This is a genomic window from Cumulibacter manganitolerans, assembly GCF_009602465.1.
In the GTDB taxonomy this organism is placed as follows: domain Bacteria; phylum Actinomycetota; class Actinomycetes; order Mycobacteriales; family Antricoccaceae; genus Cumulibacter; species Cumulibacter manganitolerans.
The window spans coordinates 1-26,786 of record NZ_WBKP01000037.1 but is presented as its reverse complement, the minus strand read 5'-3'; the positions used below and the strand labels follow the sequence as shown (position 1 = coordinate 26,786).

The 26,786-nt window shown below is 70.7% G+C and carries 28 protein-coding genes, 1 pseudogene and 1 other annotated feature; of the genes and pseudogenes, 14 read left to right on the top strand and 15 right to left on the bottom strand.

The features are described 5' to 3' along the window. Positions 1-10 precede the first annotated feature (10 nt). A complete protein-coding gene (gene paaE / locus F8A92_RS13125; protein WP_153505615.1) occupies positions 11-1,114 on the top strand; it encodes a 1,2-phenylacetyl-CoA epoxidase subunit PaaE in 1,104 nt (367 codons plus the stop codon). Positions 1,115-1,166: 52 nt separating this feature from the next. Then, positions 1,167-2,258 (top strand): alpha/beta fold hydrolase, encoded by a 1,092-nt coding sequence (locus F8A92_RS13120; RefSeq protein WP_194291484.1) that lies wholly within the window; start codon positions 1,167-1,169, stop codon positions 2,256-2,258. On the opposite strand, the gene F8A92_RS13115 is transcribed toward F8A92_RS13120, so the two are convergent. The 3 genes from F8A92_RS13115 to F8A92_RS13105 form a co-directional block, all read right to left on the bottom strand. After that, positions 2,255-3,679 carry an amidase gene (locus tag F8A92_RS13115; RefSeq protein ID WP_153505614.1) on the bottom strand — a complete coding sequence of 475 codons (1,425 nt, stop codon included), beginning with the start codon at positions 3,677-3,679 and terminating at the stop codon, positions 2,255-2,257. The genes F8A92_RS13120 and F8A92_RS13115 overlap by 4 nt on opposite strands. A 229-nt stretch (positions 3,680-3,908) precedes the next feature. Beyond that, the gene (locus F8A92_RS13110; protein ID WP_153505613.1) at positions 3,909-4,664 is read right to left on the bottom strand and encodes a hypothetical protein; all 756 of its coding nucleotides are present in this window, start codon (positions 4,662-4,664) and stop codon (positions 3,909-3,911) included. Positions 4,665-4,850: 186 nt separating this feature from the next. Then, positions 4,851-5,723, bottom strand: coding sequence for a hypothetical protein (locus F8A92_RS13105; protein ID WP_153505612.1), 873 nt, complete (start codon positions 5,721-5,723; stop codon positions 4,851-4,853). Between the two features lie 61 nt (positions 5,724-5,784). On the opposite strand from F8A92_RS13105, the gene F8A92_RS13100 reads away from it, so the two are divergent. Beyond that, a complete protein-coding gene (locus F8A92_RS13100; RefSeq protein WP_228389434.1) occupies positions 5,785-6,543 on the top strand; it encodes an SGNH/GDSL hydrolase family protein in 759 nt (252 codons plus the stop codon). Between the two features lie 10 nt (positions 6,544-6,553). Here the strand turns inward: F8A92_RS13100 and F8A92_RS13095 are convergent, their stop codons facing one another. Together F8A92_RS13095 and F8A92_RS13090 are read right to left on the bottom strand one after the other, a co-directional pair. After that, a complete protein-coding gene (locus F8A92_RS13095) occupies positions 6,554-7,330 on the bottom strand; it encodes a DedA family protein (RefSeq protein WP_153505610.1) in 777 nt (258 codons plus the stop codon). A 456-nt stretch (positions 7,331-7,786) separates the two neighbouring features. Next, positions 7,787-9,397 (bottom strand): acyl-CoA dehydrogenase family protein, encoded by a 1,611-nt coding sequence (locus F8A92_RS13090; RefSeq protein WP_153505609.1) that lies wholly within the window; start codon positions 9,395-9,397, stop codon positions 7,787-7,789. 81 nt (positions 9,398-9,478) lie between these two features. On the opposite strand from F8A92_RS13090, the gene F8A92_RS13085 reads away from it, so the two are divergent. Beyond that, a complete protein-coding gene (locus F8A92_RS13085) occupies positions 9,479-9,886 on the top strand; it encodes a hypothetical protein (protein WP_153505608.1) in 408 nt (135 codons plus the stop codon). Then, the gene (locus F8A92_RS13080; RefSeq protein ID WP_323368438.1) at positions 9,792-10,811 is read left to right on the top strand and encodes a sigma-70 family RNA polymerase sigma factor; all 1,020 of its coding nucleotides are present in this window, start codon (positions 9,792-9,794) and stop codon (positions 10,809-10,811) included. Before F8A92_RS13085 ends, F8A92_RS13080 begins: the two co-directional genes overlap by 95 nt. Positions 10,812-11,149: 338 nt before the next feature. Here the strand turns inward: F8A92_RS13080 and F8A92_RS13075 are convergent, their stop codons facing one another. Together F8A92_RS13075 and F8A92_RS13070 are read right to left on the bottom strand one after the other, a co-directional pair. After that, the gene (locus tag F8A92_RS13075) at positions 11,150-11,560 is read right to left on the bottom strand and encodes a MaoC/PaaZ C-terminal domain-containing protein (protein WP_153505607.1); all 411 of its coding nucleotides are present in this window, start codon (positions 11,558-11,560) and stop codon (positions 11,150-11,152) included. A gap of 17 nt (positions 11,561-11,577) precedes the next feature. After that, positions 11,578-12,069, bottom strand: a complete 492-nt coding sequence (locus F8A92_RS13070; protein ID WP_153505606.1) for an FAS1-like dehydratase domain-containing protein — start codon at positions 12,067-12,069, stop codon at positions 11,578-11,580. A 129-nt stretch (positions 12,070-12,198) separates the two neighbouring features. Here F8A92_RS13070 and F8A92_RS13065 point away from each other — a divergent pair, with 129 nt between their 5' ends. Next, complete coding sequence (locus tag F8A92_RS13065; protein ID WP_153505605.1) at positions 12,199-12,435, top strand: hypothetical protein; 237 nt, start codon at positions 12,199-12,201, stop codon at positions 12,433-12,435. A 73-nt stretch (positions 12,436-12,508) separates the two neighbouring features. On the opposite strand, the gene F8A92_RS13060 is transcribed toward F8A92_RS13065, so the two are convergent. Then, positions 12,509-12,814: an EthD family reductase gene (locus F8A92_RS13060; protein WP_153505604.1), complete on the bottom strand. Its 306-nt coding sequence runs from the start codon at positions 12,812-12,814 to the stop codon at positions 12,509-12,511. Between the two features lie 141 nt (positions 12,815-12,955). Between F8A92_RS13060 and F8A92_RS13055 the strand changes: the two genes are divergently transcribed. Then, positions 12,956-13,576, top strand: a complete 621-nt coding sequence (locus F8A92_RS13055; RefSeq protein ID WP_228389433.1) for a TetR/AcrR family transcriptional regulator — start codon at positions 12,956-12,958, stop codon at positions 13,574-13,576. Positions 13,577-13,605: 29 nt separating this feature from the next. Continuing rightward, positions 13,606-14,940, top strand: coding sequence for a phenylacetate--CoA ligase family protein (locus tag F8A92_RS13050; RefSeq protein ID WP_228389432.1), 1,335 nt, complete (start codon positions 13,606-13,608; stop codon positions 14,938-14,940). A 251-nt stretch (positions 14,941-15,191) separates the two neighbouring features. Here the strand turns inward: F8A92_RS13050 and F8A92_RS13045 are convergent, their stop codons facing one another. Both F8A92_RS13045 and F8A92_RS13040 read right to left on the bottom strand, forming a co-directional pair. After that, complete coding sequence (locus tag F8A92_RS13045) at positions 15,192-16,886, bottom strand: SWIM zinc finger family protein (protein WP_153505602.1); 1,695 nt, start codon at positions 16,884-16,886, stop codon at positions 15,192-15,194. A 25-nt stretch (positions 16,887-16,911) separates the two neighbouring features. Beyond that, positions 16,912-17,700, bottom strand: a complete 789-nt coding sequence (locus F8A92_RS13040) for a dioxygenase family protein (protein WP_228389431.1) — start codon at positions 17,698-17,700, stop codon at positions 16,912-16,914. Between the two features lie 136 nt (positions 17,701-17,836). Between F8A92_RS13040 and F8A92_RS13035 the strand changes: the two genes are divergently transcribed. Then, positions 17,837-19,024 (top strand): Nramp family divalent metal transporter, encoded by a 1,188-nt coding sequence (locus tag F8A92_RS13035; protein WP_153505601.1) that lies wholly within the window; start codon positions 17,837-17,839, stop codon positions 19,022-19,024. 81 nt (positions 19,025-19,105) lie between these two features. Here F8A92_RS13035 and F8A92_RS13030 read toward each other — a convergent pair whose 3' ends face one another. From F8A92_RS13030 to F8A92_RS13015, 4 genes are all read right to left on the bottom strand, one after another. Further along, the gene (locus tag F8A92_RS13030) at positions 19,106-19,540 is read right to left on the bottom strand and encodes a nitroreductase family deazaflavin-dependent oxidoreductase (protein ID WP_153505600.1); all 435 of its coding nucleotides are present in this window, start codon (positions 19,538-19,540) and stop codon (positions 19,106-19,108) included. A 105-nt stretch (positions 19,541-19,645) separates the two neighbouring features. Then, a complete protein-coding gene (locus F8A92_RS13025; protein ID WP_153505599.1) occupies positions 19,646-20,455 on the bottom strand; it encodes an LLM class F420-dependent oxidoreductase in 810 nt (269 codons plus the stop codon). 48 nt (positions 20,456-20,503) lie between these two features. Next, positions 20,504-21,196: a GntR family transcriptional regulator gene (locus F8A92_RS13020; RefSeq protein ID WP_153505598.1), complete on the bottom strand. Its 693-nt coding sequence runs from the start codon at positions 21,194-21,196 to the stop codon at positions 20,504-20,506. Further along, complete coding sequence (locus F8A92_RS13015; protein ID WP_153505597.1) at positions 21,193-22,854, bottom strand: class I adenylate-forming enzyme family protein; 1,662 nt, start codon at positions 22,852-22,854, stop codon at positions 21,193-21,195. Before F8A92_RS13015 ends, F8A92_RS13020 begins: the two co-directional genes overlap by 4 nt. Before the next feature lie 240 nt (positions 22,855-23,094). Between F8A92_RS13015 and F8A92_RS13010 the strand changes: the two genes are divergently transcribed. Together F8A92_RS13010 and F8A92_RS13005 are read left to right on the top strand one after the other, a co-directional pair. Beyond that, positions 23,095-23,364, top strand: coding sequence for a type II toxin-antitoxin system Phd/YefM family antitoxin (locus F8A92_RS13010; protein ID WP_153505596.1), 270 nt, complete (start codon positions 23,095-23,097; stop codon positions 23,362-23,364). Then, positions 23,365-23,619 carry a Txe/YoeB family addiction module toxin gene (locus F8A92_RS13005; protein ID WP_153505595.1) on the top strand — a complete coding sequence of 85 codons (255 nt, stop codon included), beginning with the start codon at positions 23,365-23,367 and terminating at the stop codon, positions 23,617-23,619. Positions 23,620-23,886: 267 nt separating this feature from the next. Here the strand turns inward: F8A92_RS13005 and F8A92_RS13000 are convergent, their stop codons facing one another. Next, positions 23,887-24,348, bottom strand: coding sequence for a hypothetical protein (locus F8A92_RS13000; RefSeq protein WP_153505594.1), 462 nt, complete (start codon positions 24,346-24,348; stop codon positions 23,887-23,889). A gap of 267 nt (positions 24,349-24,615) precedes the next feature. Here F8A92_RS13000 and F8A92_RS19115 point away from each other — a divergent pair, with 267 nt between their 5' ends. From F8A92_RS19115 to F8A92_RS12985, 3 genes and pseudogenes are all read left to right on the top strand, one after another. Further along, positions 24,616-24,945 (top strand): transposase, encoded by a 330-nt coding sequence (locus tag F8A92_RS19115; RefSeq protein ID WP_153505593.1) that lies wholly within the window; start codon positions 24,616-24,618, stop codon positions 24,943-24,945. Beyond that, positions 24,900-25,601, top strand: a pseudogene (locus F8A92_RS19385) (IS3 family transposase); the annotation flags it as partial. The gene F8A92_RS19115 and the pseudogene F8A92_RS19385, both read left to right, overlap by 46 nt. Then, positions 24,903-25,031 (top strand) — a sequence feature (AL1L pseudoknot). It overlaps the preceding pseudogene by 129 nt. 29 nt (positions 25,602-25,630) lie before the next feature. Continuing rightward, on the top strand, positions 25,631-26,786 hold a 1,156-nt coding region (locus tag F8A92_RS12985; protein ID WP_456064330.1), incomplete at its 3' end, for an IS30 family transposase.

The window sequence follows — 26,786 nt, the reverse complement described above, 5'->3', positions numbered from 1 at the left end:
GGGATCACCGATGACCGCACCCACCCAGACACCCGGCCACACGACGTTCCGGCAGCTCTCGGTCGCCGCCGTCGACCGGCCGACCGACGACAGCGTCGCAGTGACCTTCGCGGTGCCCGAGGAGCTGGCCGACGAGTTCGCGTTCGTGCCTGGGCAGCACCTCACGCTGCGCCGATCGGAGGACGGCGTCGAGGTGCGGCGCTCGTACTCGATCTTTGCCTCGCCGGCCTCGAAACGACTGCGGGTCGCGATCAAGGCCGTGGAGGACGGCGCGTTCTCCACGTACGCGATCAGTCGCCTGCAGGTCGGAGACGTGCTCGACGTCCTGCCGCCGGCCGGCACCTTCACCACCCGGCTGGACCCCACGCGGGCCCGCAACTACGTCATGCTGGCGGCGGGCTCGGGGATCACGCCGATCCTGTCGCTGGTCACCTCGATCCTGCAGACCGAGCCGCGCTCGCAGGTGACCCTCGTCTACGGCAACCAGAAGACGTCGACGGTGATGTTCCTGGAGGAGCTCGCCGATCTGAAGGACCTCTACCCCGACCGCTTCCAGCTCATCAACGTCCTGAGCCGCGAGGCGCAGGCCGTCGACCTGCTCAACGGCCGGATCGACGCCGAGAAGCTCGGCCTGCTCACCGAGCGGCTGATCCCGCTGGACGACGTCGACGAGTGGTTCGTCTGCGGGCCCTTCGAGATGGTGATCGGCGCCCGCGACTTCCTCACCGCCCAAGGGGTCGAGGCCAAGAAGGTGCACTTCGAGCTGTTCCACGTCGAGGACAAGCCGCGGGAGCGCAAGCAGCGGGCCACCGGCAGCACCGTGGCGCCGGAGGACCTCAGCCACATCACCATGATCCTGAGCGGACGGGAGGCGTCGTTCGACCTCGAGAAGGACACCGTCTCGATCCTGGATGCCGCCTTGGAGGTGCGCGGGGACGTGCCGTTCGCCTGCACCGGCGGCGTGTGCGGCACTTGCCGCTGCAAGGTCACCGAGGGCGAGGTCGAGATGGAGGTCAACTGGGCGCTGGAGCCGGAGGAGGTCGAGCGCGGCATCCGGCTCGCCTGCCAGTCGCGGCCGATCACCGAGCGGGTGACCGTCGACTTCGACATCTGAGCCGCCGGCCGCCTCGATCGACGGACCGGGGCCGGCCGGTTAGCCTCTGAGCATGGAGCTCACACCTGCGGCGGCCGACCACCTCATCGACGGGATCCAGGCCTCGGACGTCGACACCGGCCGGCTACGGATGCGGGTGCTCACCCGCGCCGGCCAGCGCGGCGGACGGCCGCTGCTGCTCGTGCACGGCAACGTCTCCTCGTCGCTGTTCTTCCAACGGCTCATGCTGGCCCTGCCGGACGACGTCCTGCCGATCGCCCCAGACCTGCGGGGGTACGGCGAGACCGAGGCCGCGCCGATCGACGCGACGCGCGGGCTGCGCGACCACTCCGACGACCTCGCCGCCCTGCTCGAGGCCCTCGGGCTGGCCGACGTGGATGCCTTCGGCTGGTCGATGGGCGGCGGGGTCGTCACCCGGCTGGCCATCGACCATCCGGGGCTGCTGCGCACCCTCACCCTGCAGGCGCCCGTCTCGCCATACGGCTACGGCTGCACGAAGGGCGTGGACGGCGAGCTGGTGTTCGCCGACGCTGCCGGGACCGGCGGGGGTGGCGCGAACCCGAGGCTCGTCGAGCTGCTGGCCGCGAAGGACCCGGACGGCCGGGTGACCGGCGGCCTGCCGGAGATGACGTCGCCGCGCGCGACGCTGCGCGGGCTGTACGTGTATCCGCGTATGACGCCGTGGCCGGACGAGGACATCTGGGTCGCGTCGATGCTCACCACCCGCACCGGTCCGGACCACTATCCGGGCGACGCGACGACGTCCCCCAACTGGCCCGGCTTCGCCCCGGGCACCCGCGGGATCCTCAACTCGATGGCGCCGACGTACTGCCGGTGGGACGACATCGTCGACGTCGCGCCGAAGCCGCCGGTGCTGTGGATCCGCGGCGCCAACGACCTGATCGTCGGCGACGCCGCAGGTCTGGACCTGGCTGTCCTCGGCCAGGCCGGGCTGATCCCCGGGTACCCGGGGGCGGACGTCGTCCCGCCGCAGCCGATGCTCGCCCAGACCCGCGCCGTGCTGGCGAAGTACGCCGCGGCCGGCGGCCGCTACCGCGAGCTGGTCCTTCCCGATACCGGCCACTCGCCGCATCTCGAGCAGCCGGACGCCGTGCGCTCCGCGCTCCTGGAGCACATCGCCTAGCGCGCCGCCCGCTCCGCCTCGCCGGACAGCAGCGGCCACGGGCGCGCCTGCTCGATCTCGAAGGCGAGCGACAGGAGGGTGCGCTCGTCACCGGGCGCGGCCGCGATCTGCATCCCGACCGGCAGGCCGGACGTCGTCCGCCCGAGCGGCAGCGAGATCGCCGGGTCACCGGTGACGTTCTGCAGCGGCGTGAACCCGACGTACCGCCGCAGCCGCTCGAAGTGGACGTCGAACGGCTCGCTCGGGGCGATGTACCCGAGGCGGGGCGTGGTGTGCGACAGCGTCGGGCTGAGCAGCGCGTCGTACGACGCGTACGAGTCGACCCACAACGTCGACATCCGCCGCAGCCGACGGATCGCCCCGGGCAGCCGGCCGCGTTGCCGGGCGAAGTCGTCGTACAGCCCGCGCGTCAGGTTGTCGACCTTCGCCCGGTCGAAGGAGCGGTCCAGGGACCGCGTGCCGGTCGACACGATGAGGAACGACAGCATCGCCCAGTACAGCGAGAAGTCGTCGATGAACTGCGGGCCGACCGCGAGCGGCACCTCCTCGACGCGGTGCCCCAGCGATTCGAGCAGCTCGACGGTGCTCATCAGCACCGCCGCCGTCTCGGCGTCGGTCCGCTCGACGACCGAGTCGACGGTGTAGCCGATCCTGAGCCGCCGCCGCTCGGGGCCCGTGACGTCCCCGATCGGTGCGAGGCGGCGCGGCCGGTAGACCTTCTCGAGCTCGCGATAGAACGCGGCCGTGTCGCGCACGGTGCGGCTGAGGATGCCGTCGTAGATGATCCGTACCGGCAGCGCCTGCATCGCCGTCTCGCTCGGCGTGCGGCCGCGGGTCGGCTTGAGCCCGACCAGGCCGCAGGCCGCGGCGGGGATCCGGATCGATCCGCCGCCGTCGTTGGCGTGCGCGATCGGCACCACCCCGGCGGCGACGTACGCCGCGGAACCGCCGGACGACGCGCCCGCCGAGTACGCCGTGTGCCACGGGTTGGGCACCGGGTCGGCGTCGGCGTACTCCGTGGAGGCGTTGAAGCCGAACTCCGGCAGCCGGCTCTTGCCGAGCGGGACGACGCCGGTCTGCAGGAAGCGCCGCACGAAGGCGCCGTGCCGCCGGGCCGGTCCCGCGGTGTACGCCGCGCTGCCCTGGTTGGTCGGTTGGCCTTTCAGGTCGGCGTTGTCCTTCACCAGCGTCGGGACGCCGGCGAAGAAGCCGGCCCGCGGCAGTGCCGCGTTCAGCCGGGCGGTGTCGAAGGCCGCGTGCGCGAGCCCGTTGAGGCGCGGGCCGACGACCTCGGCGCGGGCGATCGCGGCCTCGATCACCTCCGTGGGCGCCACCTCGCCGGCGGCCAGCCGGGCTGCGAGACCGACGGCGTCGGAGGTGCCGAGCGCGTCGTCGGCGAAGGCCGACACCTGAGGAACCATGCCGAGAGGCTACCTGCGAGTAACCGCAGCGGGAAGGTCGGCGGCGAGGTGGGGGTCGACGCGGCGTACGGGCGGGTCATGACCGATGCGGCGTCCGGCCAGGTCGTGACCCACGAAGGCGGCCACTCCCCGTTGAGTTGTGGCGACTCCGGGCGACGTCGCCCGAAGTCGTCACAAGACAACGGGACGGGGACCTCGTGCCGTGGCGCCGGCCGAGGTCAGGCGCGGGTCAGGCGTCCAGCGGGATGAGCGCCGCGACGCGGGCCAGGGGCTCGACGCGGTCCTCGATGAACGCGATCTGCTCTTCCGGCGTGCTCGGCCGCTGCAGGGTGGTGATCATCTGGTTGCCCTCGAGCCGCCAGTCGAAGGCGGCGGCGCGCATCAGCTCGGCGCGCGCCTCGTCGTTGAGGGCCTGCCCGGCGAAGGCGTCGTCGTCGGCCAGGACGTCGTACCGCTCGTCGAACTGCGCCGCGTCGGCGTCCTTGACGATCACGCGCAGCCGCGGGTAGCGGTCGGCGTGCCGATCGGGACGCAGCCCCACCATGCCGACGGTCGACGTGCCGTCGGGGCGCTCGTGCTGGAACGCGCACCAGTGGATCTCGCCGAGCTCGCCGACGATCGCCCGCCGCGCCCGGCCGTCCGACGGCTCGCCGATGTCGCTCATGTCGTCGAGCAACGCCGGCAGCTCGGGGGCGTAGCCCATTCCTTCTGGGACGTCGAAGCGCACGCCGTCCTCGAGGGACTCCTCGAACGACTCCCACCGCTGGCGGTCGGCCAGCTCGGCCGTGCGGTCGCGCAGCGAGCGGACCGCCAGGACGGCGGTGCCCAGCAGCAACGCGATGCCGAGCACGATCAGCAGGGTCGTCAGGCCCGTGCGGTCGCCGGAGAGGCCCGCGCTGATCAGGAAGGCGCCGGCGAAGGCCGCCACCAGGGCCGCCACGTCGCCGCCGGAGATCGTGCGCCGCTGCCCGCGCTGCGTGGTCATGTACGAGGGTCCTCCCGTTGGTTCCCGCTCTGGTCTACCAGAGAACGCGCGCACGAGGGCGGCACCGAGATGGTAGGTCGGCCCGCTGTCGCGACCGTCACGGGAGCCTCCCGCCGCGACCGCCGCTGGAGCGCACCCGCCGCCGGCGGCCCGGGCCTCGCCGGCGCCGCGTCAGTGCAGCGTCGGCTAGAGGTCGAGCAGGCCGCGAGGCCGCTCGACCATCCCGCCGTAGGTCGCGTAGACGTGTCCCGGGATCCGGTCGACCAGCTCGGCCAGCACCGCGCCGTACGACTCGAGCAGCCGGACGGCGGTGCGCGGCGGACCGGGGAAGTGGCCGGTGCACACGACATACCGCCCGTAGATGGTGATGTCCTTCGGCTCGACGGAGAGCAGCCGCTGCGCGGTCCTCGGGGTGAGCACGTCGACGGCGTACTTGCGGGCCACGCTCGAGCCGTCGTACGTCGCGATGCGGTAGCGCCGGTTGAACTCGCCGTACTCGAGCCGGACGCCGGTGCCGGCCGGCAGTGCGTTGCCCAGCTCCGCAGCCGCCCGCACCGCCAGGTACGGCAGCGCCACCGGGAGCTCGGCGAGCACGATCTGGAAGGTGTCGGCGGCCCCGGCGAGCGACCGCCAGCCACGCGCGCCGGCTCGGCGGTAGGTGAAGGTCGCGATCGACACGTCGCCGGACGTCGTCCGCAGCACGTCGGTCACCTCGCCGCCCTCTCCGGCATCGAAGGGGTACGTCGGGAACCGGTGGAGGTCGGTCGCGAGCCCCGGGTCGGAGCCGAGGTACACCGCGTCCCCGGATCGCCCCGCGCCCGTGGCGTAGGCGCCCCAGCCCCGACGATGGGAGCGGGTGAGGAACGGCAGCGCGGTCATCGACGCCAGCACCACGACGACGAGCGCCACGGTGAGCCACATGAACGTCGCGGTGATCGCCGGCGGCAGGCCGGCGGCGGCAGAGAGCGCCCACAGGATCGGGCTCGCGAAGACCAGCAGCACCCCTGCTTCGAGCAGCCAGCCGAAGCGCATGCGGCGGTGTTCGCGCGGGGCGGTCATGCGCCAAGTCTGCCGCACCGCGGTGCGCTTCGTCCTCGAGCCGGGCGTACTGTGCCGGGTTGTGTCTGGGGTACTGCGCTTCGCCGCGATCGGCGACAGCTTCACCGAAGGAATCGGCGACGAGCTCGCCGACGGGCGTCCACGAGGGTGGGCCGACCTGACGGCGCAGCAGATAGCGGCGCGGCGCCCCGTGGAATACGTCAACCTGGCCATCCGGGGGCGGCTGCTCGAGCCGATCGCGACCGTGCAGCTCGACGCGGCCCTCGCGCTCGGCCCGGACCTGCTGACCTTCAACGGTGGCGGCAACGATCTGCTGCGGCCGTCGTACGACCCGCAGCGGCTCACCGCGTTGACGGAGCGGGTCATCACCCGCGCGCAGGCGGCCGGCGTGCGGCTCGTGGTGCTCAGCGGGGCCGACCCCAGCCGGCACCTGCCGTTCGGGAGCCGGGTCAACGCCGCCGGCGTCGAGCTCACCCGCATCGTGCGCGAGCTGACCGACCGGCACGGCGTGGAGATGGTCGACAACTTCGGGGATGCCGAGCTCGCCCGAGGCCCGTACTGGTCGGCGGACCGGCTGCACCTGAACGCCGACGGGCACCGGCGCGTCGCCGCACGGCTGCTCGCCCATCTCGGGTACGAGCCGCCGGCGGACTGGCTACGTCCGCACCCGCAGGTCGAGACCCGCCGCGGGGCCCGCGAGCAGGCGGCGTACTACCGGCAGCACGTCGCGCCGTGGGTGTGGCGCCACCTGCGGGGCCGATCGTCGGGGGACGGCGTCCAGCCGAAGCACGCGACCTGGACGCCGGTGGACGCCGGCTAAGCGCCTCGCGCTATCGCGCCGTGGGCGGCTGTCGCTTCTCGGGGTCGTACCCGTCGAGCTCGTCGGGCGCCTCGACGGTGGCCGCATCGCGGCGGGCAGCGTCCTCGGCGGCCAGCTGCTCCGGCGTCATCGACGCGCGGGCGCGACGGCGCTCGATCATGTGCCAGATCGCCGGCCCGGCGCTGAACAGCACCACGACGACGACCGCGGCGACGATGACCAGGTCGAGGTGGTCGCGGATCAGCGGGACGTCACCGAGCCAGATGCCGAGCATGGTGACGAGGACGATCCACAGGACGCCGCCGACGAACGAGTACAGCGTGTAGATCTTGGCGTTCATCCGGGACGCGCCGGCCATCGGCGGCGCGACGGTGCGGACCACCGGCACGAACCGGCTGAGCACGACGGCCGGCTTGCCCCAGCGCTCGAACATCGCGTGCGACTTCTCCAGGTACTCCGGCTTGAGGTACTTGGCGCTCGGCTTGCTGAACACCGCCGGGCCGGCCTTGTGCCCGATCCAGTAGCCGACGAGGTTGCCGACGAACGCCGCGGCGATCATGTAGACCATCAGCAGCCACAGCGGGGTCTTGATCGCGCCGCTGGCGTGGAAGATGCCGGCGAAGAACAGCAACGTGTCACCGGGCAGGAAGAAGCCGAGCAGCAGCCCGCACTCGGCGAACAGGATCGCGCAGAGGCCGAGCACCACCCAGGGGCCCATCGCCGGGATGAGCACCTCGGGATTGAGCCAGTCGGGCAGAAAGGATGATGCGGCGTACGTCGTGATCACCCCACCAGGGTAATGGCGATCAGCGCGAGCGCCCTGAGAAGCGGCCAAGGCCTCAGGCTGGTCGGGGCGCGGACCGTTCGGCGGTGGACCTTCACGTCGCTTCGCCGCCCAGTCCGGAACCTCGACCGTTCGGCGGTGGCTGCGCGGGCTCCGCGACTGGGCCCGGCGCCGGGGTGGTCGGCTCGCGCCGTTGGTTCCGGCGGCGGGCCTTTACGTCGCTTCGCTTCCGCCCAGCCCCCACCTCACTCAGAAAGCCCGGACCGCCGCCGATCAGCCACCTCTCCTCGACCGTTCGGCGGTGGCTGCGCGCGCTCCGCGACTGGGCCCGGCGCCGGGGTGGTCGGCTCGCGTCATTGGTACCGGCGGCGGGCCTTTACGTCGCTTCGCTTCCGCCCAGCCCCCACCTCGCTCGGAAAGCCGGAGCCGCCGCCGGACAGCTGAGCGTTGCGGCGGTGGTCAGGACGGGAAGGCGCGCTCGATGATCGCGGCCGCGTCGACGGACGCCGGCAGGGTGCCGAAGACGTGTCCCCAGTCGCCGTCCAGCCGCGTCGCGCAGAACGCGTCCGCGACGTACGCCGGGGCATGCTGCACCAGCAGCGCGCCCTGCAGGCCGAGCGCGAGGTCCTGCGCCACCCGCCGCGCGGTGCGCGGCGTCGCCTCCTGCAGCGAGAGCTGCAAGCGCTCCAGGTGGGCATCGAGCCGACGGTCGGCGCCGGCGGCCAGCGCCAGTTCCTTGGTGACCGCCGAGACCGACTCCGGCTCGCGGCCCATCGCCCGCAGGACGTCCAGCGAGATGACGTTGCCCGAGCCCTCCCAGATGGAGTTCAGCGGCGACTCGCGGAACAGCCGGGGCATCCCGGACTCCTCGACGTAGCCGTTGCCGCCCAGGCACTCCAGCGCCTCGGCCACGACGTGCGGCGCCCGTTTGCACACCCAGAACTTGCCGGCGGCGACCGCCAGCCGGGAGAACTCGTGCTCGCCGCGGTCGACCGCCGCGGCGAGGCGCGTCATCAGCGCGGTGGCCGCCTCGACCTCGAGGGCGACGTCGGCCAGCACCTCCTGCATCAGCGGCTGCTGGGACAGCGTGGCGCCGAAGGCCTTGCGATGCCGGGCGTGGTGCACGGCCTGCACGAGGGCCGCGCGCTGGCAGGCGGTGGATCCGATGACGCAGTCGAGGCGGGTCATCGAGACCATCTCGATGATCGTCTGCACGCCGCGGCCGGCGTCCCCGACCAGCCAGCCGACGGTCTGGTCGAACTCCACCTCGCTGGAGGCGTTGCTCTTGTTGCCGAGCTTGTCCTTCAGGCGCTGCAGGTTGAAGACGTTGCGCTCGCCGCCGGGCAGCACCCGCGGCACGAGGAAGCACGACACCCCGGCGCCGTCCACCTGCGCGAGGATCAGGAACAGGTCGCACATCGGCGCGCTCGTGAACCACTTGTGGCCGGTGATCCGCCAGCTGCCGTCCTCGGCGGCGACGGCGCGGGTGGTGTTCGCGCGCACGTCCGAGCCGCCTTGCTTCTCGGTCATCCCCATGCCGGCCAGCAGGCCCTGCTTCAGGGCGGGGTCGCGCAGGCCGGGCTCGTAGACCGATGACGTGAGTCCCGGCTCGTACTGACGCGCCAGCTCGTCGTTCGCCCGCAGCGCCGGCACGATCGCGTAGGTCATCGAGATGGGGCAGCCGTGCCCCGCCTCGTTCTGGCTCCACACGTAGAAGCCGGCCGCGCGCCGCAGGTGCGGCGCCGGGCCGTCGCTGACCCACGGTGCGCCGTGCAGGCCCTCGGTGACGGCGACGTCCATCAGGTGGTGCCAGGCCGGGTGGAAGTCGACCTCGTTGATCCGGTTGCCGTACCGGTCGTGGGTCCGCAGTACGGGCGGGTAGGCGTTGGCGTCGATGCCCCACTGCTGGACGTGCGGGTCGCCGAGCCGCCGCCCGATCGACGACAGCGAATCGGCGGTCGCGTCGTCGGCGAGCCGGCGCACGGCGTCCTGCAGCGGCGTGTCGATCGCCGCCGCGTCGTACTCGACGAGCGGCTCGGCCTGGTTGAGGACGTCATGGGTCGCGGGCATGACTGGAATGTACTGCGTGGCTCGCGCCGCGGACCCGGGACGATGATCGCGCGAGCGCCGGGCATCGGCAACAATGGGGCGATGCCTCCAGAAGTGCTGCTCACCGTCGCGCTCGTGCTCGGGTTCCTGATCGCCGCGGGCGCGGTCATGGCGGTCCTCGCGTGGGCGCTGGTCGCCTGCTTCCGGGCTCGCGAGAAGAAGCGCGGCGCCGGAGCAGGGAGTGAGCAGTCGCCGGTGATCGCGGACGGCGTCTTCGCGCTGGACGAGGACGGCGGGCTGCTCGGTGAGGATGCCGCGCTGCTCGACTACGACTCCCTGCTGGACAACGGCGCCGTGCGCGACGACGACCGGCCGCGCGACGGTGATGGCGCACTGCGAGACGAGGGTCGGCTGCATGGCGGTGATGGCGCGGTGCTCAACTACGACTCCCTGCTCGACGACGACTGCGCCGTGCGCGACGACGACCTGCCCGCCCGGCGCCGAGGCTGATCAGCGCGATGGCGACGCCCGACGAGCGCGCGATGGACCTGGCGGCCCGCTTCGAGGCCGAGCGGCCCCGGCCGCCCGGATCGCTGCCGGGATCCTCAGCGACGCGCACGAGGCGCAGGACGTCGTCCAGCAGGCGTGGTTGCGGCTGGAGCAGTCCACGACCGACATAGCGTCGCTGCCCGCGTGGCTCACGACCGTGACCACGCGGCTGTGCCTCGACCGGCTGCGTGCGCGCGTGCCCGAGCCGACGGATGATCTCGACGCGCGCGATCGCGAGGCGAGCGAGGCCGACCCGGCGGACGAGGTCGCGCTGGCTGACTCCGTCGGTGTCGCGCTGCAGGTCGTCCTCGATCACCTGACGCCCGCCGAACGGGTCGCGTTCGTCCTGCACGACACCTTCGGCGTCGAGTTCCCGACCGTCGCGGCAGTGCTCGGCACGACACCCCCCGCTGCCCGCAAGCTCGCGTCGCGGGCGCGAGCGAAGGTGGTTCGCCAGGCACCGGCGGAGTCACCGGCGGACTGGGAGGTCGTCGACGCCTTCCTCGCGGCCAGCCGCGCCGGCAACTTCGCGCAGCTGCTGCACCTGCTGGCGCCGGACGTCGTGATCAGCGCGGACCCGGATGCGGTCGCTGCCGGGACGCCGCAGCGGCTCGCCGGCCGCGATGCCGTCGCCGCGATGTTCGACGGCGCCGCGCAGTCCGCGCTTCCGGTGCTGATCGAGGGACGCCCGGGCGCCGCATGGTTCTACCGCGGCGAGCCGAGGGTCGCCTTCGACTTCACGGTCGCGCGCGGCCGCGTCGCCGGGATCCGGTTCCGGGCAGAGCCCGAGGTGCTGACCGGCCTGGAACGCCGCACCGGCGCGGCTGCACGGTCGTCGAGCGAGCCGGAGCGCCTTCCACGGTCGTCGAGCGAGCCGGAGCGCTAGCGGAGGCGACGTCGAGACGCGGTGACCATCGGGTGGTCGAGCGAGCCGGACCGCCTTCCACGGTCGTCGAGCGAGCCGGACCGCCTTCCACGGTCGTCGAGCGAGCCGGACCGCCTTCCACGGTCGTCGAGCGAGCCGGAGCGTTAGCGGAGGCGACGTCGAGACGCGGTGCGATGCGCTGTCGACTTGCGTCGTCTCGACGTCGCTCGTTCCTCGCTCGCTCGACGACCGTGGGGGGCTCGACGACCGTGTGGGGGGGGCGACGACCGTGGTCGCTCGACCGTGGGGGACGACGACCGGGGGGGGGTTCGCTCGACGACCGTGGGGTAGCGCTCGGCTCAGGTGGGGACGACGACCTCGGCCTGGCCGACCGTGGTCTGGTTGCCGTTCGCGTCGGCGGTCCACAGCCGCACGGTCGCGACCTGCGACCCGTCCTCCTCGCGGACGTCGGTGACCTCGCCCTCGCAGGTGAAGGTGGTCGAGACGAGATCCATCCCGCGGTATTGCGCGCTGATCGAGCGGATCCAGCCGCGGTGCGCGAGCCAGTCCGACACGCACTGGCCCATCGCCGCGTACTTCAGCCGGCCGTGCACGATGTTGCCGCCGGTCAGCTTCGTCTGCGGGAAGTCCGCGTCGAAGTGCAGGGGGTTGAAGTCGCCGCCGCCGGCGGCGTACTTCACCAGCGCCTCGCGGTCGGGGCTCTTGGTCAGCGTGGGCAGGCGGTCGCCGACCGCGATCTCGAAGCTCATCGGTTCGTCCTCCCGGATCAGTAGAAGATGACCTGCGACCGCTGGGTCGCGACGTGCCGGCCGTCGGCGTCCCGGTAGTCCGACTGCGTCGACACGACCAGCATCGGCCCGAGTGCCTTGCTCTGCTTCGGCGTGGCGTCGGCGATCTGGTGGGTCGCGGTCAGCACGTCACCGGCCAGCAGCGGACGGTCGTACACCGTCTCGGTGCCGCCGTCGAGGACGTTCTGCAGCCCGAACTGCTGCGGGGCGGGGCTGACGACCGCCGGCACCGAGAACGTCTCGTCGACCTCCCCGGGGAGGTAGACCGGAGTGCCCAGGTAGCAGGGCGGCGCGGGCAGCGCCTGGTAACCGGCCGAGTCGGCCGCGGCTTCGTCGTAGTAGGTGCGATCGGCGTATCCGACGCCGCGGGCGAACCCCCGGACGCCGGTCGTCGTGACCTCGTACGTCCACTCGTGGGTCTGCCCGATCAGGGCCCTCATCTCGTCGGTGAGCACCACGCCGTCACTCATCACGCCTCCCCGTCGCCTGCCGTGCGGATCCTTGTAGAAGTTACCTGTGCCACATCACGCGCGCCAGGCTGTCACACTCGTGCCCCGGGAATCGTCAACCAGGAAAAGCAGCCAAGAGAGGAAACCACCATGAAGACCATGACCTGCAATCAGCTCGGCGGACCGTGCGACCTCGAGCACCGCGGCGAGACTGCGGACGACGTCATCAAGGCGCAGGACGCGCACCTGAAGGAGGCGGTCGGCGGTGGCGACGCCGCGCACCAGGAGGCGGCCGACGCGATGTCGGCCCGCTGGGCCGACCCGGCCGGCGGCATGGCCTGGTACGAGGAGACCAAGAAGTCCTTCGACGCGCTGCCCCAGGGCTGACGGCGACCGCTCCGCCACGATGACGGCCGAGGACACCCCGTGGGGCGTCCTCGGCCGTCGAGACGTATCGGGTCTACTGCAGGCGCTCGGTGACGAGCATCGAGATCAGCTTGTCGCCGCCCCAGCTCTGCAGGTCCGCCGCGGACTCCTTGCCCGGGTCGGACGCGAGCGCCGCCTGCAGATCCTCGACCGAGCCGAAGGCCATCTCGGTGATGAGGTACAGCTTCGGCTCGCCGGCCACCTGGTTGACGACCTTGTTGACCCGCAGCTCGGTCATTCCCGGCAGCTTCTCGACGATGGCGGTGTGGCCCTTGTAGGCCTCGTCGAACGCGGCAGGGTCATCGGGCATCTTGTACACGGCGAAGAAGGAATTGCTCACGGTGGCTCCTATCGGGTGCTGGTCGAATGACCCGAGCGTAGCGACGGATTACCTCCCGAGACAGTCTGGATCTTTGCGGCCCGGTAGGGCAGACTGCAACGTTAACCGACCGAACGGTCGGTGGATTGCCGAAGAGGACTCGTGACGAAGCCAGCCACCCGCCGCCGCCAGCACGACGCCAAGTCGTTGCTGCGGGTCGCCATCCGCACCTTCAACGACCGCGGGTACGACGGCACGTCGATGGATGCGATCGCCGCCGCCGCCGGTATCACGAAGTCCTCGATCTACCACCACGTCTCCGGCAAGGAGGCGTTGCTCGGGCAGGCGCTCGATCATGCGGCGCGGGCGCTCGACGACGCGCTGCTGCCCGCCGAGGAGGCGCTCGCGACCCACGCCCGCCCGATCGACGCGGTCGAGACCGTCGTCCGGCGCACGACGGCGGCGCTGCTGAAGGACGTCGAGACCATCACCTTGTTCCTGCGGGTGCGCGGCAACTCCGCGACCGAGCGGCGCGCGATCGAGGCGCGCCGCGCCTTCGACGGGCGGGTCGCCGTCCTGCTGCAGGCCGCGGCGGACGCCGGCGAGCTCTCCGACGGCATCGACCCGGCGCTGATGACCCGGCTGGTCTTCGGCACCGTCAACTCCCTCGTCGAGTGGTACCGCCCCGGCGGCGCCCTCACCCCTCAGGTCATCGAGGACCACGTCGTCGCGCTGGTCCTCGACGGGCTGCGACGCCGCACCGACGGCGACAGCCGCCAGTAACGACTCTCCACCGGCAAGAAGGAACCAGCATGGCCGAGCCCACCACCGAGATGTTCGACCGCGACGCCCAGACGATGCCCGTCGAGCAGCTGCGGCAGCTGCAGCAGGACAGGCTGCGCGCCCTGCTGGCGCGGGTGCGCGACGCGTCGCCGCAGCACCGCGAGCAGCTCGCCGGGGTCGATCCGCAGGAGGTCACGCTCGAGAACCTCAACGAGCTGCCGACCGTCGCGAAGGCCCAGATGCGCGAGTACTACCCGCTCGGCATGCTGTGCGTCGACCGCAGCGAGGTGCGGCGCATCCACGCGACGTCCGGTACGTCGGGTCGCCCGACCATCGTCGCGTACACCGCGACCGACCTCGACATCCTCGGCCGCGCGAACGCCCGGGTGCTCGACGCGGCGGGCGCTCGCGCCGGCACGTTCGTGCACAACGCCTACGGCTACGGCCTGTTCACCGGCGGCCTCGGCCTGCACCAGGGGATCGAGCACCTCGGGGCGTGCACCGTCCCGATCTCGGGCGGCATGACCCAGCGGCAGGTGACCCTCATCGAGGACCTGCGGCCCGAGGTCCTGCTGTGCACGCCGTCGTACGCCGCCGCGATCGCCGACGCGATGGCCAAGCACGGCATCGATCCCGCGGACAACTCGCTGAAGGCCGGCGTGTTCGGCGCCGAGCCGTGGAGCGAGGGCATGCGGGCGTCCCTGGAGAAGGGGCTGGGCATCAAGGCGATGGACATCTACGGGATGTGCGAGCTCGGCGGGCCCGGCGTCGCCTTCGAGACCCCCGAGAGCCCCGGCTACCTCTTCATCAACGAGGACCACTTCCTGCCCGAGTGCATCGACCCGGCCACCGGCAAGCCGGTCGCCGAGGGCGAGGTCGGCGAGCTGGTCTTCACGACGCTGACGAAGGAGGCGACGCCGGTGGTGCGCTACCGCACCGGCGACCTGGCCTCGCTGCAGCGCGTGGAGGACCCGAACGGCCGCACCTTCACCACGATGTCCCGCATCGTCGGCCGCGCCGACGACATGCTGATCATCCGCGGCGTGAACGTGTTCCCGAGCGAGATCGAGGCGGTCCTGCTGGCCGACGACCGGGTGTCCACGGCGTACACCCTGGTCATCGACGAGCGTGGCACGATGCCGTCGATGATCGCGGTCACCGAGCCGACGCAGGACGTGCCCAGCGGCCAGGTCCCCGAGCTGCTGGCGCGGCTGCAGCACGAGCTGAAGGACCGCCTCGGCGTGTCGTGCAAGGTGGTGCTCGCCGAGCCGGGCGGGTTGCCGCGCACCGAGGTCGGCAAGGCGGTCCGCGTGCAGCACTGGAAGGCCGGCGCCGACTCCCCGTTCCCCGGCCTGCTCACCTAGCCTTCCACGCCCGCCGGAGACCACCGTCGGTGAGCCGGCGTGGTTGCGGCGTCTCGACGTCGGGCTCGTTCCTCGCCCTCGCTCGACGACCGTGGGAAGGTCACCCCGCGACCGTGGAAAGGTCGCCCCGCGCCCATGTGCGTCCGGGTATGGATGGTGTCGGCCTCCCACACGGTCGTCGAGCGCATGCAACGGTCGTCGAGCGAGCGGAGCCGATAGGCGTAGCGACGTCGAGACGCCGGGAGCCGCCGTCAGAGGGTGTCCGGGTCGAGAGCCGCGCGGTTCAGCTCCGAGATGAACAAGGGACGGCGCGCATGCTCGGTGCGGATCTGCCGCAGGTACTCGCGAAGCTCCTCGGTCCGCCCGGCCGCCGCGTACAACGGTCTGGCGCGGGTGAGCAGTGCGGCGATCTCCTGGTACTGCGCACTGCCGGCGACCTGAAGCAGGGGCTCCGTGGCGATGGTCAGCGCCATCGCACACTGCGCCGGATGGGTTTCCGACGTCCCGCTCACCAATTCCGGCCAGCATTGCGTCGACCCGAACTCGTGCGCGGCCGTCCAGGCCGCGTCGCCGTCGCCGTCCGCGAGATGAACGAGCACCAGCGGTCGCGCATCACCGAGTGCGCGACACTTCTCGGTCGCTGCGGCGAGCGCCCACGCTCGCTGCTCCTCCCGCTCCTCGGGACGTGCGACGTCCAGCAGCGCCGCGAACGTGTCCGCACCCGGGCTGAACCGGAAGACCTGCCGGGCGTGCTCGAGCGCGTCGTCGTGCCGCCCGAACGACTCGAGCATCGCAATGATCTCGCCAGCATTTAGCGCGCGGTCGCGGCCGAACGACATCGGCCGGTCGCGGGGCTTCGGTGACGCGCCGAGCCAGCCGTCCAGGCGTGTCTCTGCGTCCGCGGCGCGCCCCGCTGCGAACAACACGCGGATCGCCTCCGCCGGCCGTGGGCTCTCCGGGTCGTCCAGCAGCCGCAGCAGCTCTTCCACGTCACCGTCGTGTCGCGCCAGGTCGATCAGCAGGTCGTCGAGCGTGTCGCGGTCGTGGTCGCGCTGCCACGGACGATCGGGATGGGCCGGCCGACGCGCGGTGGATGCCGACCGCTTGCGCAGCTCTGCGCGGTAGGTCGCCAGCCCGGGTTCACCGAGCGCCTCGCTGAAGTGCGCCAACCGAGCATCCGGCCAGCCGGGCGACTCGATCTGGTACTTGACCAGCCATCGGGCCAGCTTCTTCGCGTCGACGGGGCCCTGCCGGCAGGCCCGGACGTACAGATCGTAGGCGTGCTGCTCGGCATCTCCGATCGCACCGCCGGAGTCGTCCGCGCGCTGGACGATCGATCGCAGCCGTCCCAATGTGCGCAGCAGAGCGGGTTGGACGACGGCCGATCCGGCCGCGCGGAATGTCGTCTCGAGCTCGCGGAGCAGCGTCGCCGCGGCCGCGGCCACCTCGAAGGATCGGCGGTAGTCGATGAATCCTCGGATCGAGAGAGCCCGCGAGGCACTCGACTCGAGCTCCTTTGCGGCATCGTTCGGGTTGCCGGTCGCGGTGGCCATCCGGATGGTCAGCCGACGGTGCACGTCCTCGTGGTCACCCGCGATGTCGAGCAGCAGGGTGGCGAGCTCGTCGGCGGGCAACCGCCGCACGAAGTCGGCCAACTCGGCGGGCTGCCCATGGTTGTCCGGCGGCGCGTTCTCCACGACGGCCAGCGCGACGGCGACTTGGTGCTTGCACAGCCCGTCGGGCTCGTCCCAGCAAGTACACGTGCCGGTCAGCCTCGACCCGGTCCAGTCGAGGTGCACGACGTACACCCGCTTGGCCTGGATCGTGGCGCTCGCCGTGCGCTCCGAGGTCTGCAGTCCCCGGACATAGCGCACGTAGTCCTCGCCGCGCGCGAACCGTCCGTCGTCCGCAGCGAGCCGAATGACCGTCTCGGTGAGCTGCTGCACGGGTCCACTATGCCCGTCCGCGCGACTAGGCGATCTGGAAGGACCGCTTCGCCAGGCCGTACCAGTAGCCGTCGATCACCGAGTCGGCCTGGAAGGTGCGCCCTTCCGCGCCGTACGCCGCGCCCATGGAGACGAAGATCGGCGCGAAGTGCTCGGTGCGCGGGTGCGCCAGCTGGGCGGCCGGGGCCTTGTGCATGAAGTCGAGCAGGCTGTCGACGTCCCCGGAGGCCATCGCGCGCGTCGTCCACTCGTCGAAGTCCAGCGACCAGGAAGGGCGCTGGTCGGCGGGACCGCCGTGCCCGAACTGGATCAGCCGCAGGTTGTGCGTGACGAAGCCACTGCCCATGATCAGCACGCCCTGCTCGCGCAGCGGCGCCAGCTTGCGGCCGAGCTCGAACAGCTGGGCGGGGGCGAGCGTCGGCATCGACAGCTGCAGCACCGGGATGTCCGCGTCGGGGTACATCTCGACCAGCGGGACGTACGCACCGTGATCGAGACCGCGGGCCTCGTCGTGCGCGACCTCGCCGAGCAGCTTGGTGACCTCGGCGGCCAGCGCCGGCGCGCCGGGTGCGTTGTACTGCACCTCGTAGTACTTCTGCGGGAAGCCCCAGAAGTCGTAGGTGAGCGGGACGGTGCGGGTGGCCCCGAGGGTGACGGGGGCGGCCTCCCAGTGCGCCGAGACGACGAGGATCGCCTTGGGGTGGGGGAGGTCCTTGGACCACGAGGCGAGCTCGGAGGTCCAGACGGCGTCGTCGGCCAGCGGCGGGGCTCCGTGGCCGAGGTAGACGACAGGCATGAGCGGGCTGGTGTTCATGCCTCCCAGAGTACCCCCATTTTTATTGAAGCATCAACTAAAAAGGCCGAGTTGGGGTCACCACACTGACGTGAAGCGCGCCGTGGGTGGGCACTAGTCTTTCGACACATACTCGCGGCGGCAGGAGGTGAGCGGCATGCTGCAGCGCTCTCGCGTCCGCCAGCTGTTCGTGCTCGGCCCGGCCTTCGTCGTGGCGACCGCGTTCATCGACCCCGGCAACGTGGCCACCAACATGGTGGCCGGCTCCACGCACGGCTACCTCCTGCTGTGGGTGGTCGTCGGCGCCTGCATCGTCGGCGCGTTCGTGCAGTACCTGGCCGCCAAGCTCGGCCTCGCCACCGGTCACTCGCTGGCCGCCGAGGTACGCCGCCGATACCCGCGGCCGGTCTCCTGGGCGCTCTGGGCGATCGCCGAGATCATCGTGGTGCTGACCGACCTGGCAGAGTTCATCGGCGGGGCGATCGCGCTGAACCTGCTGTTCGGCGTACCGCTGCTGGTCGGCGCGCTGATCGTGGCGCTGAGCTCCGTCGGCATCATCGCCCTGCGGATGCGCGGCAAGCAGGTGTTCACCGCGTTCACCATCGGGCTGCTGTTCGCCGTCGTCGTCGCGTACGTCGTGATGCTGGCGCGCGTCGGTGTCGGCGCGGACGCCGTGGACGGGCTGGTGCCGCGGCTCGACGGCGCGGGAAGCGTGCTGCTGGCGGCCGGCATCATCGGCGCGACCGTCATGCCGCACGCGCTGTTCCTGCACTCCACCCTGTCGAAGGAGCACGCCGACGCCGACGAGGCGCGGATGAACGTGCCCAAGACGCTGGCCGGCGTCCGGCGCGACATCGGCGCCGCGATGACCGTCGCCGGGTTCGTGAACGTGGCGATCCTGCTGACCGCGGCGACGATCCCGACCGCCGCCGGCCAGGCGCTGGACACCGCCGCCGCGCACCTCGGCACGCTCGGCGGCCTGGACGTCGTGTTCGGTGTCGCGCTGCTCGCGGCGGCGCTCGCCTCGGCCTGCACCGGCGTCTACAGCGGACAGACCGTGATGGCCGACTTCCTCGGGCGGCGGCTCAACGTCTGGCTGCGGCGCGCGGTGACCATCGCGCCGTCCCTGGTCATCATCGCGCTCGCCTCGAACCCGACGCAGGCGCTCGTGCTGAGCCAGGTCGGGCTGTCGCTGTGCCTGCCGTTCGCGCTCATCCCGCTGATCCACCTGACCAGCAGCACGCGCGTGATGGGCGCGATGCGCAACCACCCCGTCGTGCTGGTGCTCGCGGCGATCTGCGCGGTGCTGATCACCGGGATCAACCTCGCGCTGCTGATCGTCTGAGCCTGGCCGCCGGATCTGCGGGGCAGCCGGCGACGCTATCGGCCCGATACCGTCACTGGCTGCCCCGCAGAAGGTCGGCTGCTAGCGCTTCTCGAGCAGGAACACCGGGATCTGCCGGTCGGTCTTCGTCTGGTACTCGGCGTACGGCGGGAACGCCGCGACGCACCGCTCCCACCACTCGGCGCGCTCGTCGCCGTCGATGAGGCGGGCCCGGACGTCGTACGTTTCGGTGCCGTCCTGCAGCGTGATGTCCGGGTGCGCGGTCAGGTTGTAGTACCACTGCGGGTGCTGCGGAGCGCCGCCCTTGCTGGCCACGGCGGCCCACACGCCGTCGTGCTCGACGCGCATCAGCGGCACCTTGAGGGTGTCGCCCGACTTGCGGCCGATCATCGTGAGCAGGACGACGGACATCCCCTGGATGTCGGCGGCGTCGGTGGTGCCGGCGGCCTCGATCTTCTCGACCTGGTCGCGGACCCAGCCGGTCGGGCTCGGGCGGTAGTCGGTCGTATCAGCCATGTCTCTCCTTGGATAGCGGTGCGGTGTGCAGCAGGGCGCGCTGCCTGGATGGTCCCGTAGTGCGTGGCCGGGCGGGCTGCCCGCGTGCCGGCGGGAAGTGGTGGTTCAGGCGCTCAGCTGGTCACGCCACGCGACGTACTTCTCGACCATCGACAGGTCGTAGTCCGGTCCGCCGACGCCGACGGTGAGCAGCGTGACACCCTGGTCGACCAGCGCCTGGCCCTCGTCCTCCGGGGTCCGCGGCTGCTTGCCGTCGCGTCCGCGGCCGCCGACGCCGGCCGAGATCTCGATCTCGGCGAAGTCGCGGCCCACGTTTGCGCAGTGCTTCTTCAGCACCTCGAGCTTGTGGTCGAGCTCGCTGCCGCCGACGAAGGTGTGCCAGATGTCGGCGTACTGCGCGACGAGCTTGAGGGTCTTCTTTTCGCCGCCGCCGCCGATCAGTACCGGGATGGCGCGGGTCGGCGCCGGGTTCAGCTTCCCGAGGCGCTCCTTGACCAGCGGCAGCGAGTCGCGCAGGTCGTCGAGGCGCTTGCCGGCGGTCTTGAAGTCGTAGCCGTACTCGTCGTAGTCCTTCTCGAACCAGCCCGAGCCCATGCCGAGGATCAGCCGGCCGTCGGAGATGTGGTCGACGGTGCGCGCCATGTCGGCCAGCAGCTGCGGCTTGCGGTAGGAGTTGCAGGTGACCAGCGCGCCGATCTCGACGCGCGACGTCTGCTCGGCCCACGCGGCCAGCATCGTCCAGCACTCGAAATGCTTGCCCTCGGGCTCGCCGTACAGCGGATAGAAGTGGTCCCAGTTGAAGGCGACGTCGACGCCGAGGTCCTCCGCGCGCTGGACGGCGTCGCGGATCTGGGCGTACTCGGCGTGCTGCGGCTGGAGCTGGACACCGATACGGAGCTTGCGCTGTGAGGTCATGCCGCTAGCCAACCACAGGGCACTGTAGGGCCGGTGTGCAGTTCGCCGTCAGTCCGCGAGCGTCCCGTGCGCGCGCATGTGCCGCACGAGCATCGTCCCGACGTTGAGCCAGTGCGCGCGCATCGCCGCGGCGGTGGCCTCGGGATTGCGGTTGACCAGGCCCTTGATGACCAGCACGTGGTCCTCGATCGCGGCCTCGGCGAACCCGTCGATCTCGTCGAACAGCCGGTTCGGCACGAACCGGAAGGTGGTGCTGTAGAGCCACTTGAGGCGCGCCGAGCCGGCCGCCCGGTTGATGACGCGGTGGAACTCGTCGTCGAGCCGCTCGAGGCCGAGCAGGTCGCCCGCGGCGCCGGAGGAGACGATCCGCGCCTGGATCTCGCGCAGCCGGTGGATGTCTGCGTCCTCGAGCGTCCGCGCGGCGCGCTCGGCGAGCATCGCCGCGAAGTGCGCGTGCGCGGACAGCACGTCCTCGATGTCCTGCTGGGTCAGCTGCTGGACGGCGAAGCCGCGGCCGGGGGCGAGGCTCACCAGACCCTCGCCGTGCAGTGTCATCAGCGCCTCACGGACCGGCGTCGCGCTGGCCCCGAAGATCTCCGCGAGGTGCTCGGGCTTGAGCTTCTCGTGCGGCGCGAAGTGCCCGGAGAGGATCCGCTCGCGCAGCCACTGGCCGATCTGCGGGCTGAGCCGCGCCCCGTCCTCGCGCACGAACGCCGGAGGGCGCGGGACGGGTGCGGTCATCGACGCAGCTCGCGCCGCATGATCTTGCCGCTGGCGTTCTTGGGCACCTCGTCGATGATCTCGACGGTGCGCGGGTACTTGTAGGCCGCGAGCCGCTCCTTGCAGAACGCCTGGAGCTCCTCCGGGGTCGCGCTGGTGCCCGGCTTGAGGCTGACGAACGCTGCGACGGTCTCGCCACGGTAGTCGTCCGGTACGCCGATGACCGCGGCCTCGCGGACGGCGGGGTGCTTGTAGAGCACCTCCTCGACCTCGCGGGGCCAGATCTTGAACCCGGAGGCGACGATCAGGTCCTTCATCCGGTCGACGATGTAGAACCAGCCGTCGGCGTCCATGAAGCCGACGTCCCCGGTGTGCAGCCAGCCGTCGCGGATCGCCTTGGCCGACTCCTCGGGCTTGTTCCAGTAGCCGGGGACCACCGCGGGGGAGCGCATCACGATCTCGCCGACTTCGCCGACGGCGACGTCCACGCCGTCCTCGTCGGTCACTCGGCACTCGAATCCGGGGACCGGCGGGCCCACCGACAGCGCGCCGCTCTTCGGGTCGATCGGCGCCTTGCGCGCGGCGGGGACGGCGTGCGACTCGGACGTGGTCTCGGTCAGCCCGTAGAGGTTGTGCACGTAGGCGCCGAGGCGGCCCTCGAGCTGGTCGACGGTCGCGGGCGACACGGCCTGGCCGCCGCTCCACAACTTGCTCAGCGTCGACAGGTCGAAGTCCGCCGTGCTCGGCTCGTTGAGGATCGAGATGTACGCCGTGATCGATCCCATCACCCAGGTGCAGCGGTACCGCTCGATGAGCCGGCACATCACGACCGGGTCGAACCGGTAGCCGAGAGCCATCGGCATGCCCAGCAGTGCGCAGACGCCGACGTGCGCGATCAGCCCCGTGACGTGGAACAGCGGGGCGATGGCCAGGCAGACGTCGGTCTCGTCGAGGTGGCAGTACGCGCGATAGTTCTCGGAGTTGAACACCACCGCGCGATGAAGGTTCATCGCGCCCTTCGGCGGCCCGGTCGTCCCGGAGGTGTAGACGAGGTAGGCGGTGTCGTCCGGGCTCAGGGTGACCGGCTCCGGCTGACGGCCGGCGTACTGCGTGCACAGCTGCCCGAGGTCGCCCGCGGAGTCCGGCTCGAGCCGCGGCATCTCGCCCAGCCGGTCGGTCGGCCACTCGTTGCAGTAGTCGAGCCCCGATGCCGTCACGATGGCGGTGCCCAGGGCCTCGATCGGCTCGTGCAGCGCGTCGTACAGCGAGTCCAGCTGGACCAGCACCTTCGGCTGCGCATCACTCGCGAGCTTCAGCAACTCGTCGGTCTTGAACATCGGGTTGACCGGGACGACGATGGCGCCGAGCTTCCACGCGGCGTACTGCGCGATCAGGAACGCCGGCATGTTCTGCAGCTGCAGCATCACCCGGTCACCGCGGGTGACGCCGTGCTCGCTGTGCAGCGCCACCGCGAACGCGTCGCTGTGCCGGTCGAGCTCGGCGAACGTCATCGGCCGGTCGAGGTAGTACAGCGCCGCGCGGTCCGGGGAGCGGCGCACCGCCTGCTGCAGCATGTCCAGGCCGCTGGTGAACTCGATCGCGGTCTCCGCGCTGACGCCCTCGTCGTACAGCGCGAGCCAGGGACGGGCGGCGTACGCCGCGGAGTGCTCGCCGGTCATGGTGCTCCTCTTTCTATAGAAAGACTGAGCCCCAGCGTAGCGCCCCGGCACCCCCGCCCGAGAGGGTGAAGTCGAGGGCCTGGTTCCTAACTTGGCCGTGGTGGCCGGGGAGGAGCCGCTCCCTAGGGCGCAAGCGCTGGTGGCGCGTGTCTTCAGCACCTCTTCGGCGAGCAGGGGCAGGCCGGCGCCTAGTGGTACCATGATCGCGTACAAGTCGATCAAGCAGTGAAGGGAACCGCTATGTCGATCAGCGCGAGCGAGGCCCGCAAGACATTGTTCCCGCTCATCGAGCGGGTGAATAACGACCGCACTGCCGTCGAAATCGTCTCGCGGAAGGGCAACGCTGTGCTGATGCCGGCCGATGAGTATGCGGCCTGGCAGGAGACCGCCTACCTGTTCCGCTCGCCGGCCAACGCCCGCCGGCTGCTCGACGCTTACGAGCGTGCCACCGCGGGCAAGACGGAGGTTCACGAGCTCGACCGCAGCGACGATCCCGTCGAGGACGCCTGAGTGCGACTGGTCTGGGACGAGTCCGCGTGGGAGGACTACAAGCACTGGCGGACGGCCGACCGTAGAATCCTCAAGCGGATCAACGCCCTGATCGACGCATGCCTCCGCGAGCCGTTCTCCGGCATCGGCAAGCCCGAGCAGCTCAAGTACGGGGCGCGGGGATCATGGTCGCGGCGCATCACCGACGAACACAGGCTCGTCTACCTCGTCGACGACGAAGACCTGGTGATCCTTCAGGCTCGCTACCACTACTGAGCCCAACGTCCGGCAACACCGTTGACACCGTGGGCGTCCACCCGCGGTCTGTTCGTCAGGCCGGTGATCCAGAGGGTTGTGCCATCGGAACTCACCTCGACGTCGACGGTGCCGCAGGTGCCATCGCCTGCGGTGGCGATGGCGCACACCCACGGGCTCGAGCGAGGATTCACTGCTGTCGGAGTCCATCTAACGTGTCTCTGCCAAACCACCCGGGCGCGTTGTACTCGAAGAGCAAGCGGTTGTCTCGGCGGTTGGCTACGTGCTCTATAGAGGAGTGGTGGCGGAGTCGTTTCCGGTATCTCGCAGCCGGTTGAACCACTGATCCATGATGGTGGCATCGTCCATCTCGTCCTCGACAGGTGCAACCCGTTCGTAGGAGAAGTCTGCCTCCATGGCGTCCCCGGCCACGTCGAGACGGATCACCATCCGCGTCGGCATGTCGGCGTCATCCACCTCGGCGAACGCCCAACTCAGGTCGCTGAGCTCCTCCAGGAAGGTGGCGTGGTCGTCCTTCGAGACCTGCGGTAACAGCAGGGGCACCTCGGCGTGGTGCACCGGACGCCCGTCGATCCGGTAGAAGGCGGCGGTAACCCCCACGCCCTGCTCCTGGGTGCTGACTACCCATATCGCATCCACCCGCTCGTCATGGTCGACGTAGTCGTAGGCCAGCTGGAGCAGTTGCGGAGCGGTGTGCTCGAAGATGGCGTGGAAGTCCTCCTGGCCCATGTCGTCCTCCGGTGTCCTTTGGGCTCTCACCGCGCCGCCTGGGTCAGAGTCAGCGTTTGGTACATGATCTGCCTCTCGTACGTCTGGACTGCGCAGAGCGAAGACCCGCGAGAGCTCGGCCGCCGGTCTTCGCGCTGCCACCGGCCGGTGACTCCCGCCCGCGCCCTGCCTCCACTGCGACAATGCCACCACGGGCGGCTGGCTCGACTGCGACTTGAACCGCCCCGGGATGTCCGGAGACTTCATTAGTTGGAAGAGGATGAAGTCATGGCACGTCCCAGCAAGTACCCCAGAGAGCTTCGTGAGCGCGCTGTACGCGTGGTGATGGAGTCGGTCGCGCAGGGCGAGTACCCCTCGGAGTTCGAAGCGATCCGCACGATCGCCCGGCAGCTGGGGATCGGTTCACCGGAGACGCTGCGCAAATGGGTGCGGCGCGCGGAGATCGATCAGGGCACTCGGCCGGGCAGAACCACCGAAGAGCTGGCAGAGATCCGCGAGCGGAAGAAGAAGGTCTCCGAGCTCGAGCGAGCGAACCAGATTCTCAAGAGCGCATCGGCTTTCTTCGCGGCGGAGCTCGACCGCCCACATCGGTATTGATCGAGTTCATCGATCAGCATCGCGACCTTTACGGAGTCGAGCCGATCTGCCGGGTGCTCACCGAGCACGCGGTCCCGATCGCTCCGTCCACCTACTACGAGGCCCGCAGCCGGGCGCCTTCCAGACGCACGTTGCGGGACGCGGGGGTCCTTGAGCTGATCGGCGAGGCACGCGAGCATCGGTTTCGGGCCAGGTTCGGTGCCCGCAAGATGTGGCTGTATCTGCGGGCCTGCGGTCACGAGGTGGCCCGGTGCACTATCGAGCGCCTCATGAGCGCTCAGGGCTGGAGTGGCGCACGACGCGGCCGGCGAGTGCGCACCACGACCAGCGATCCTGGCGCGCTGCGCGCGGCTGACCTGGTCGAACGAGACTTCACCGCACCAGCACCGAACCGGCTCTGGGTCGCCGACTTCACCTATGTCGCAACCTGGTCCGGAACGGTCTATGTCGCGTTCGTGTTCGACGTGTTCTCCCGGCGCATCGTCGGTTGGCGCGCAGCGACACGCATGAACACCGAACTTGTGATGGACTGTCTCGAGCACGCGATCTGGACCCGCAACCGTGACGGCATCAGCGACCTGCGCGGGCTGGTCCACCACACCGACGCCGGTAGCCAAGGCGGATTCAACTGGTCGTCGCAACACCTCGATCACGGAGGTGTCCGATGGGACGACCGAGGAAACCAATGCCGGAGGCGCCGGCTGGGGCGAGACGGCAGTGGGCCGCGGACAGGGCGATGCGGGCGCCGATGCGCTCACCGGGCCGGCCCGAGCCGTCGCGCGCTGTGCAGCGGGAGTTCTGGCGGCTGGTCGCGACGGGGATCACGACGGTCCAGGCCGCTGAGAGGGTCGGCGTGTCGGCGCCGGTCGGGATCCGATGGTTCCGCCACGCTGGCGGGATGACACCGCTGAGTCTGAACGAGCCCACCGGTCGGTATTTGTCGTTCGCCGAACGCGAGGAGATTGCGCTGCTCAAGGCAGGGGACAAGGGCGTGCGGGAGATCGCTCGGGAGATCGGTCGCGATCCCGGGACCGTCTCGCGCGAGCTGCGCCGCAACGCAGCCACCAGGAGCGGCAAGCTGGTCTATCGGGCCGTGGTGGCGCAGTGGAAGGCGCAGCAGGCCGCCAAGCGACCCAAGACGGCGAAGCTGGCGGGCAACGAGCGGTTGCGCACGTACGTGCAAGACCGGCTCGCCGGTGCGATTCGTCGGCCCGACGGCACGATCGTGCCAGGCCCCACGACGCCGCCGTGGAAGGGGCTGAACAAGCCCCACCGTCAAGACCGACGGTGGTCGACGGCATGGAGCCCGGAACAGATCGCGCAACGCCTGAAGGTCGAGTTCCCCGAGGATGAGTCCATGCGCATCAGCCACGAGGCCATCTATCAGTCGCTGTTCATCGAGGGACGTGGCGCGCTCAAGCGTGAACTAGTCACATGTCTGCGCACGGGGCGGGCGCTGCGTGCGCCGAGGTCTCGTTCACGGAACAAGGCGCAGGGGCACGTCACCGTCGACGTCGTCCTCAGCGAGCGTCCAGCCGAAGCCGAGGACCGTGCCGTCCCAGGGCACTGGGAAGGCGACTTTATCATCGGGGCGGGCAGGTCCGCGATCGGCACCCTCGTCGAGCGCAGCAGCCGCTCGACGCTCCTGGTGCACCTGCCCCGCATCCACGGCTGGGGCGAGAAGCCTTATGTGAAGAACGGGCCCTCGCTCGGTGGCTACGGTGCCGTCGCGATGAACGCCGCGCTCACGGCGTCGATGACCACGCTGCCCGAGCAACTGCGCAAGACCCTGACGTGGGACCGCGGTAAGGAGCTCTCGAATCACGCCCTGTTCGCGTTGG

Excerpts from the sequence above, each read along its gene's own strand:
- F8A92_RS13020 (WP_153505598.1), bottom strand. The coding sequence starts at position 21,196 with ATGACCGCACCCGTCCCGCGCCCTCCGGCGTTCGTGCGCGAGGACGGG.
- F8A92_RS13040 (WP_228389431.1), bottom strand. The coding sequence starts at position 17,700 with ATGAACACCAGCCCGCTCATGCCTGTCGTCTACCTCGGCCACGGAGCC.
- F8A92_RS13015 (WP_153505597.1), bottom strand. The coding sequence starts at position 22,854 with ATGACCGGCGAGCACTCCGCGGCGTACGCCGCCCGTCCCTGGCTCGCG.
- F8A92_RS13105 (WP_153505612.1), bottom strand. The coding sequence starts at position 5,723 with ATGACCGCCCCGCGCGAACACCGCCGCATGCGCTTCGGCTGGCTGCTC.
- paaE (WP_153505615.1), top strand. The coding sequence starts at position 11 with ATGACCGCACCCACCCAGACACCCGGCCACACGACGTTCCGGCAGCTC.
- F8A92_RS13000 (WP_153505594.1), bottom strand. The coding sequence starts at position 24,348 with ATGGGCCAGGAGGACTTCCACGCCATCTTCGAGCACACCGCTCCGCAA.
- F8A92_RS13070 (WP_153505606.1), bottom strand. The coding sequence starts at position 12,069 with ATGAGTGACGGCGTGGTGCTCACCGACGAGATGAGGGCCCTGATCGGG.
- F8A92_RS13025 (WP_153505599.1), bottom strand. The coding sequence starts at position 20,455 with ATGACCTCACAGCGCAAGCTCCGTATCGGTGTCCAGCTCCAGCCGCAG.
- F8A92_RS19115 (WP_153505593.1), top strand. The coding sequence starts at position 24,616 with ATGGCACGTCCCAGCAAGTACCCCAGAGAGCTTCGTGAGCGCGCTGTA.
- F8A92_RS13010 (WP_153505596.1), top strand. The coding sequence starts at position 23,095 with ATGTCGATCAGCGCGAGCGAGGCCCGCAAGACATTGTTCCCGCTCATC.
- F8A92_RS13110 (WP_153505613.1), bottom strand. The coding sequence starts at position 4,664 with ATGACCACGCAGCGCGGGCAGCGGCGCACGATCTCCGGCGGCGACGTG.
- F8A92_RS13030 (WP_153505600.1), bottom strand. The coding sequence starts at position 19,540 with ATGGCTGATACGACCGACTACCGCCCGAGCCCGACCGGCTGGGTCCGC.
- F8A92_RS13085 (WP_153505608.1), top strand. The coding sequence starts at position 9,479 with ATGCCTCCAGAAGTGCTGCTCACCGTCGCGCTCGTGCTCGGGTTCCTG.
- F8A92_RS13115 (WP_153505614.1), bottom strand. The coding sequence starts at position 3,679 with ATGGTTCCTCAGGTGTCGGCCTTCGCCGACGACGCGCTCGGCACCTCC.
- F8A92_RS13090 (WP_153505609.1), bottom strand. The coding sequence starts at position 9,397 with ATGCCCGCGACCCATGACGTCCTCAACCAGGCCGAGCCGCTCGTCGAG.
- F8A92_RS13120 (WP_194291484.1), top strand. The coding sequence starts at position 1,167 with ATGGAGCTCACACCTGCGGCGGCCGACCACCTCATCGACGGGATCCAG.
- F8A92_RS13080 (WP_323368438.1), top strand. The coding sequence starts at position 9,792 with ATGGCGGTGATGGCGCGGTGCTCAACTACGACTCCCTGCTCGACGACG.
- F8A92_RS13065 (WP_153505605.1), top strand. The coding sequence starts at position 12,199 with ATGAAGACCATGACCTGCAATCAGCTCGGCGGACCGTGCGACCTCGAG.
- F8A92_RS13075 (WP_153505607.1), bottom strand. The coding sequence starts at position 11,560 with ATGAGCTTCGAGATCGCGGTCGGCGACCGCCTGCCCACGCTGACCAAG.
- F8A92_RS13035 (WP_153505601.1), top strand. The coding sequence starts at position 17,837 with ATGCTGCAGCGCTCTCGCGTCCGCCAGCTGTTCGTGCTCGGCCCGGCC.
- F8A92_RS13050 (WP_228389432.1), top strand. The coding sequence starts at position 13,606 with ATGGCCGAGCCCACCACCGAGATGTTCGACCGCGACGCCCAGACGATG.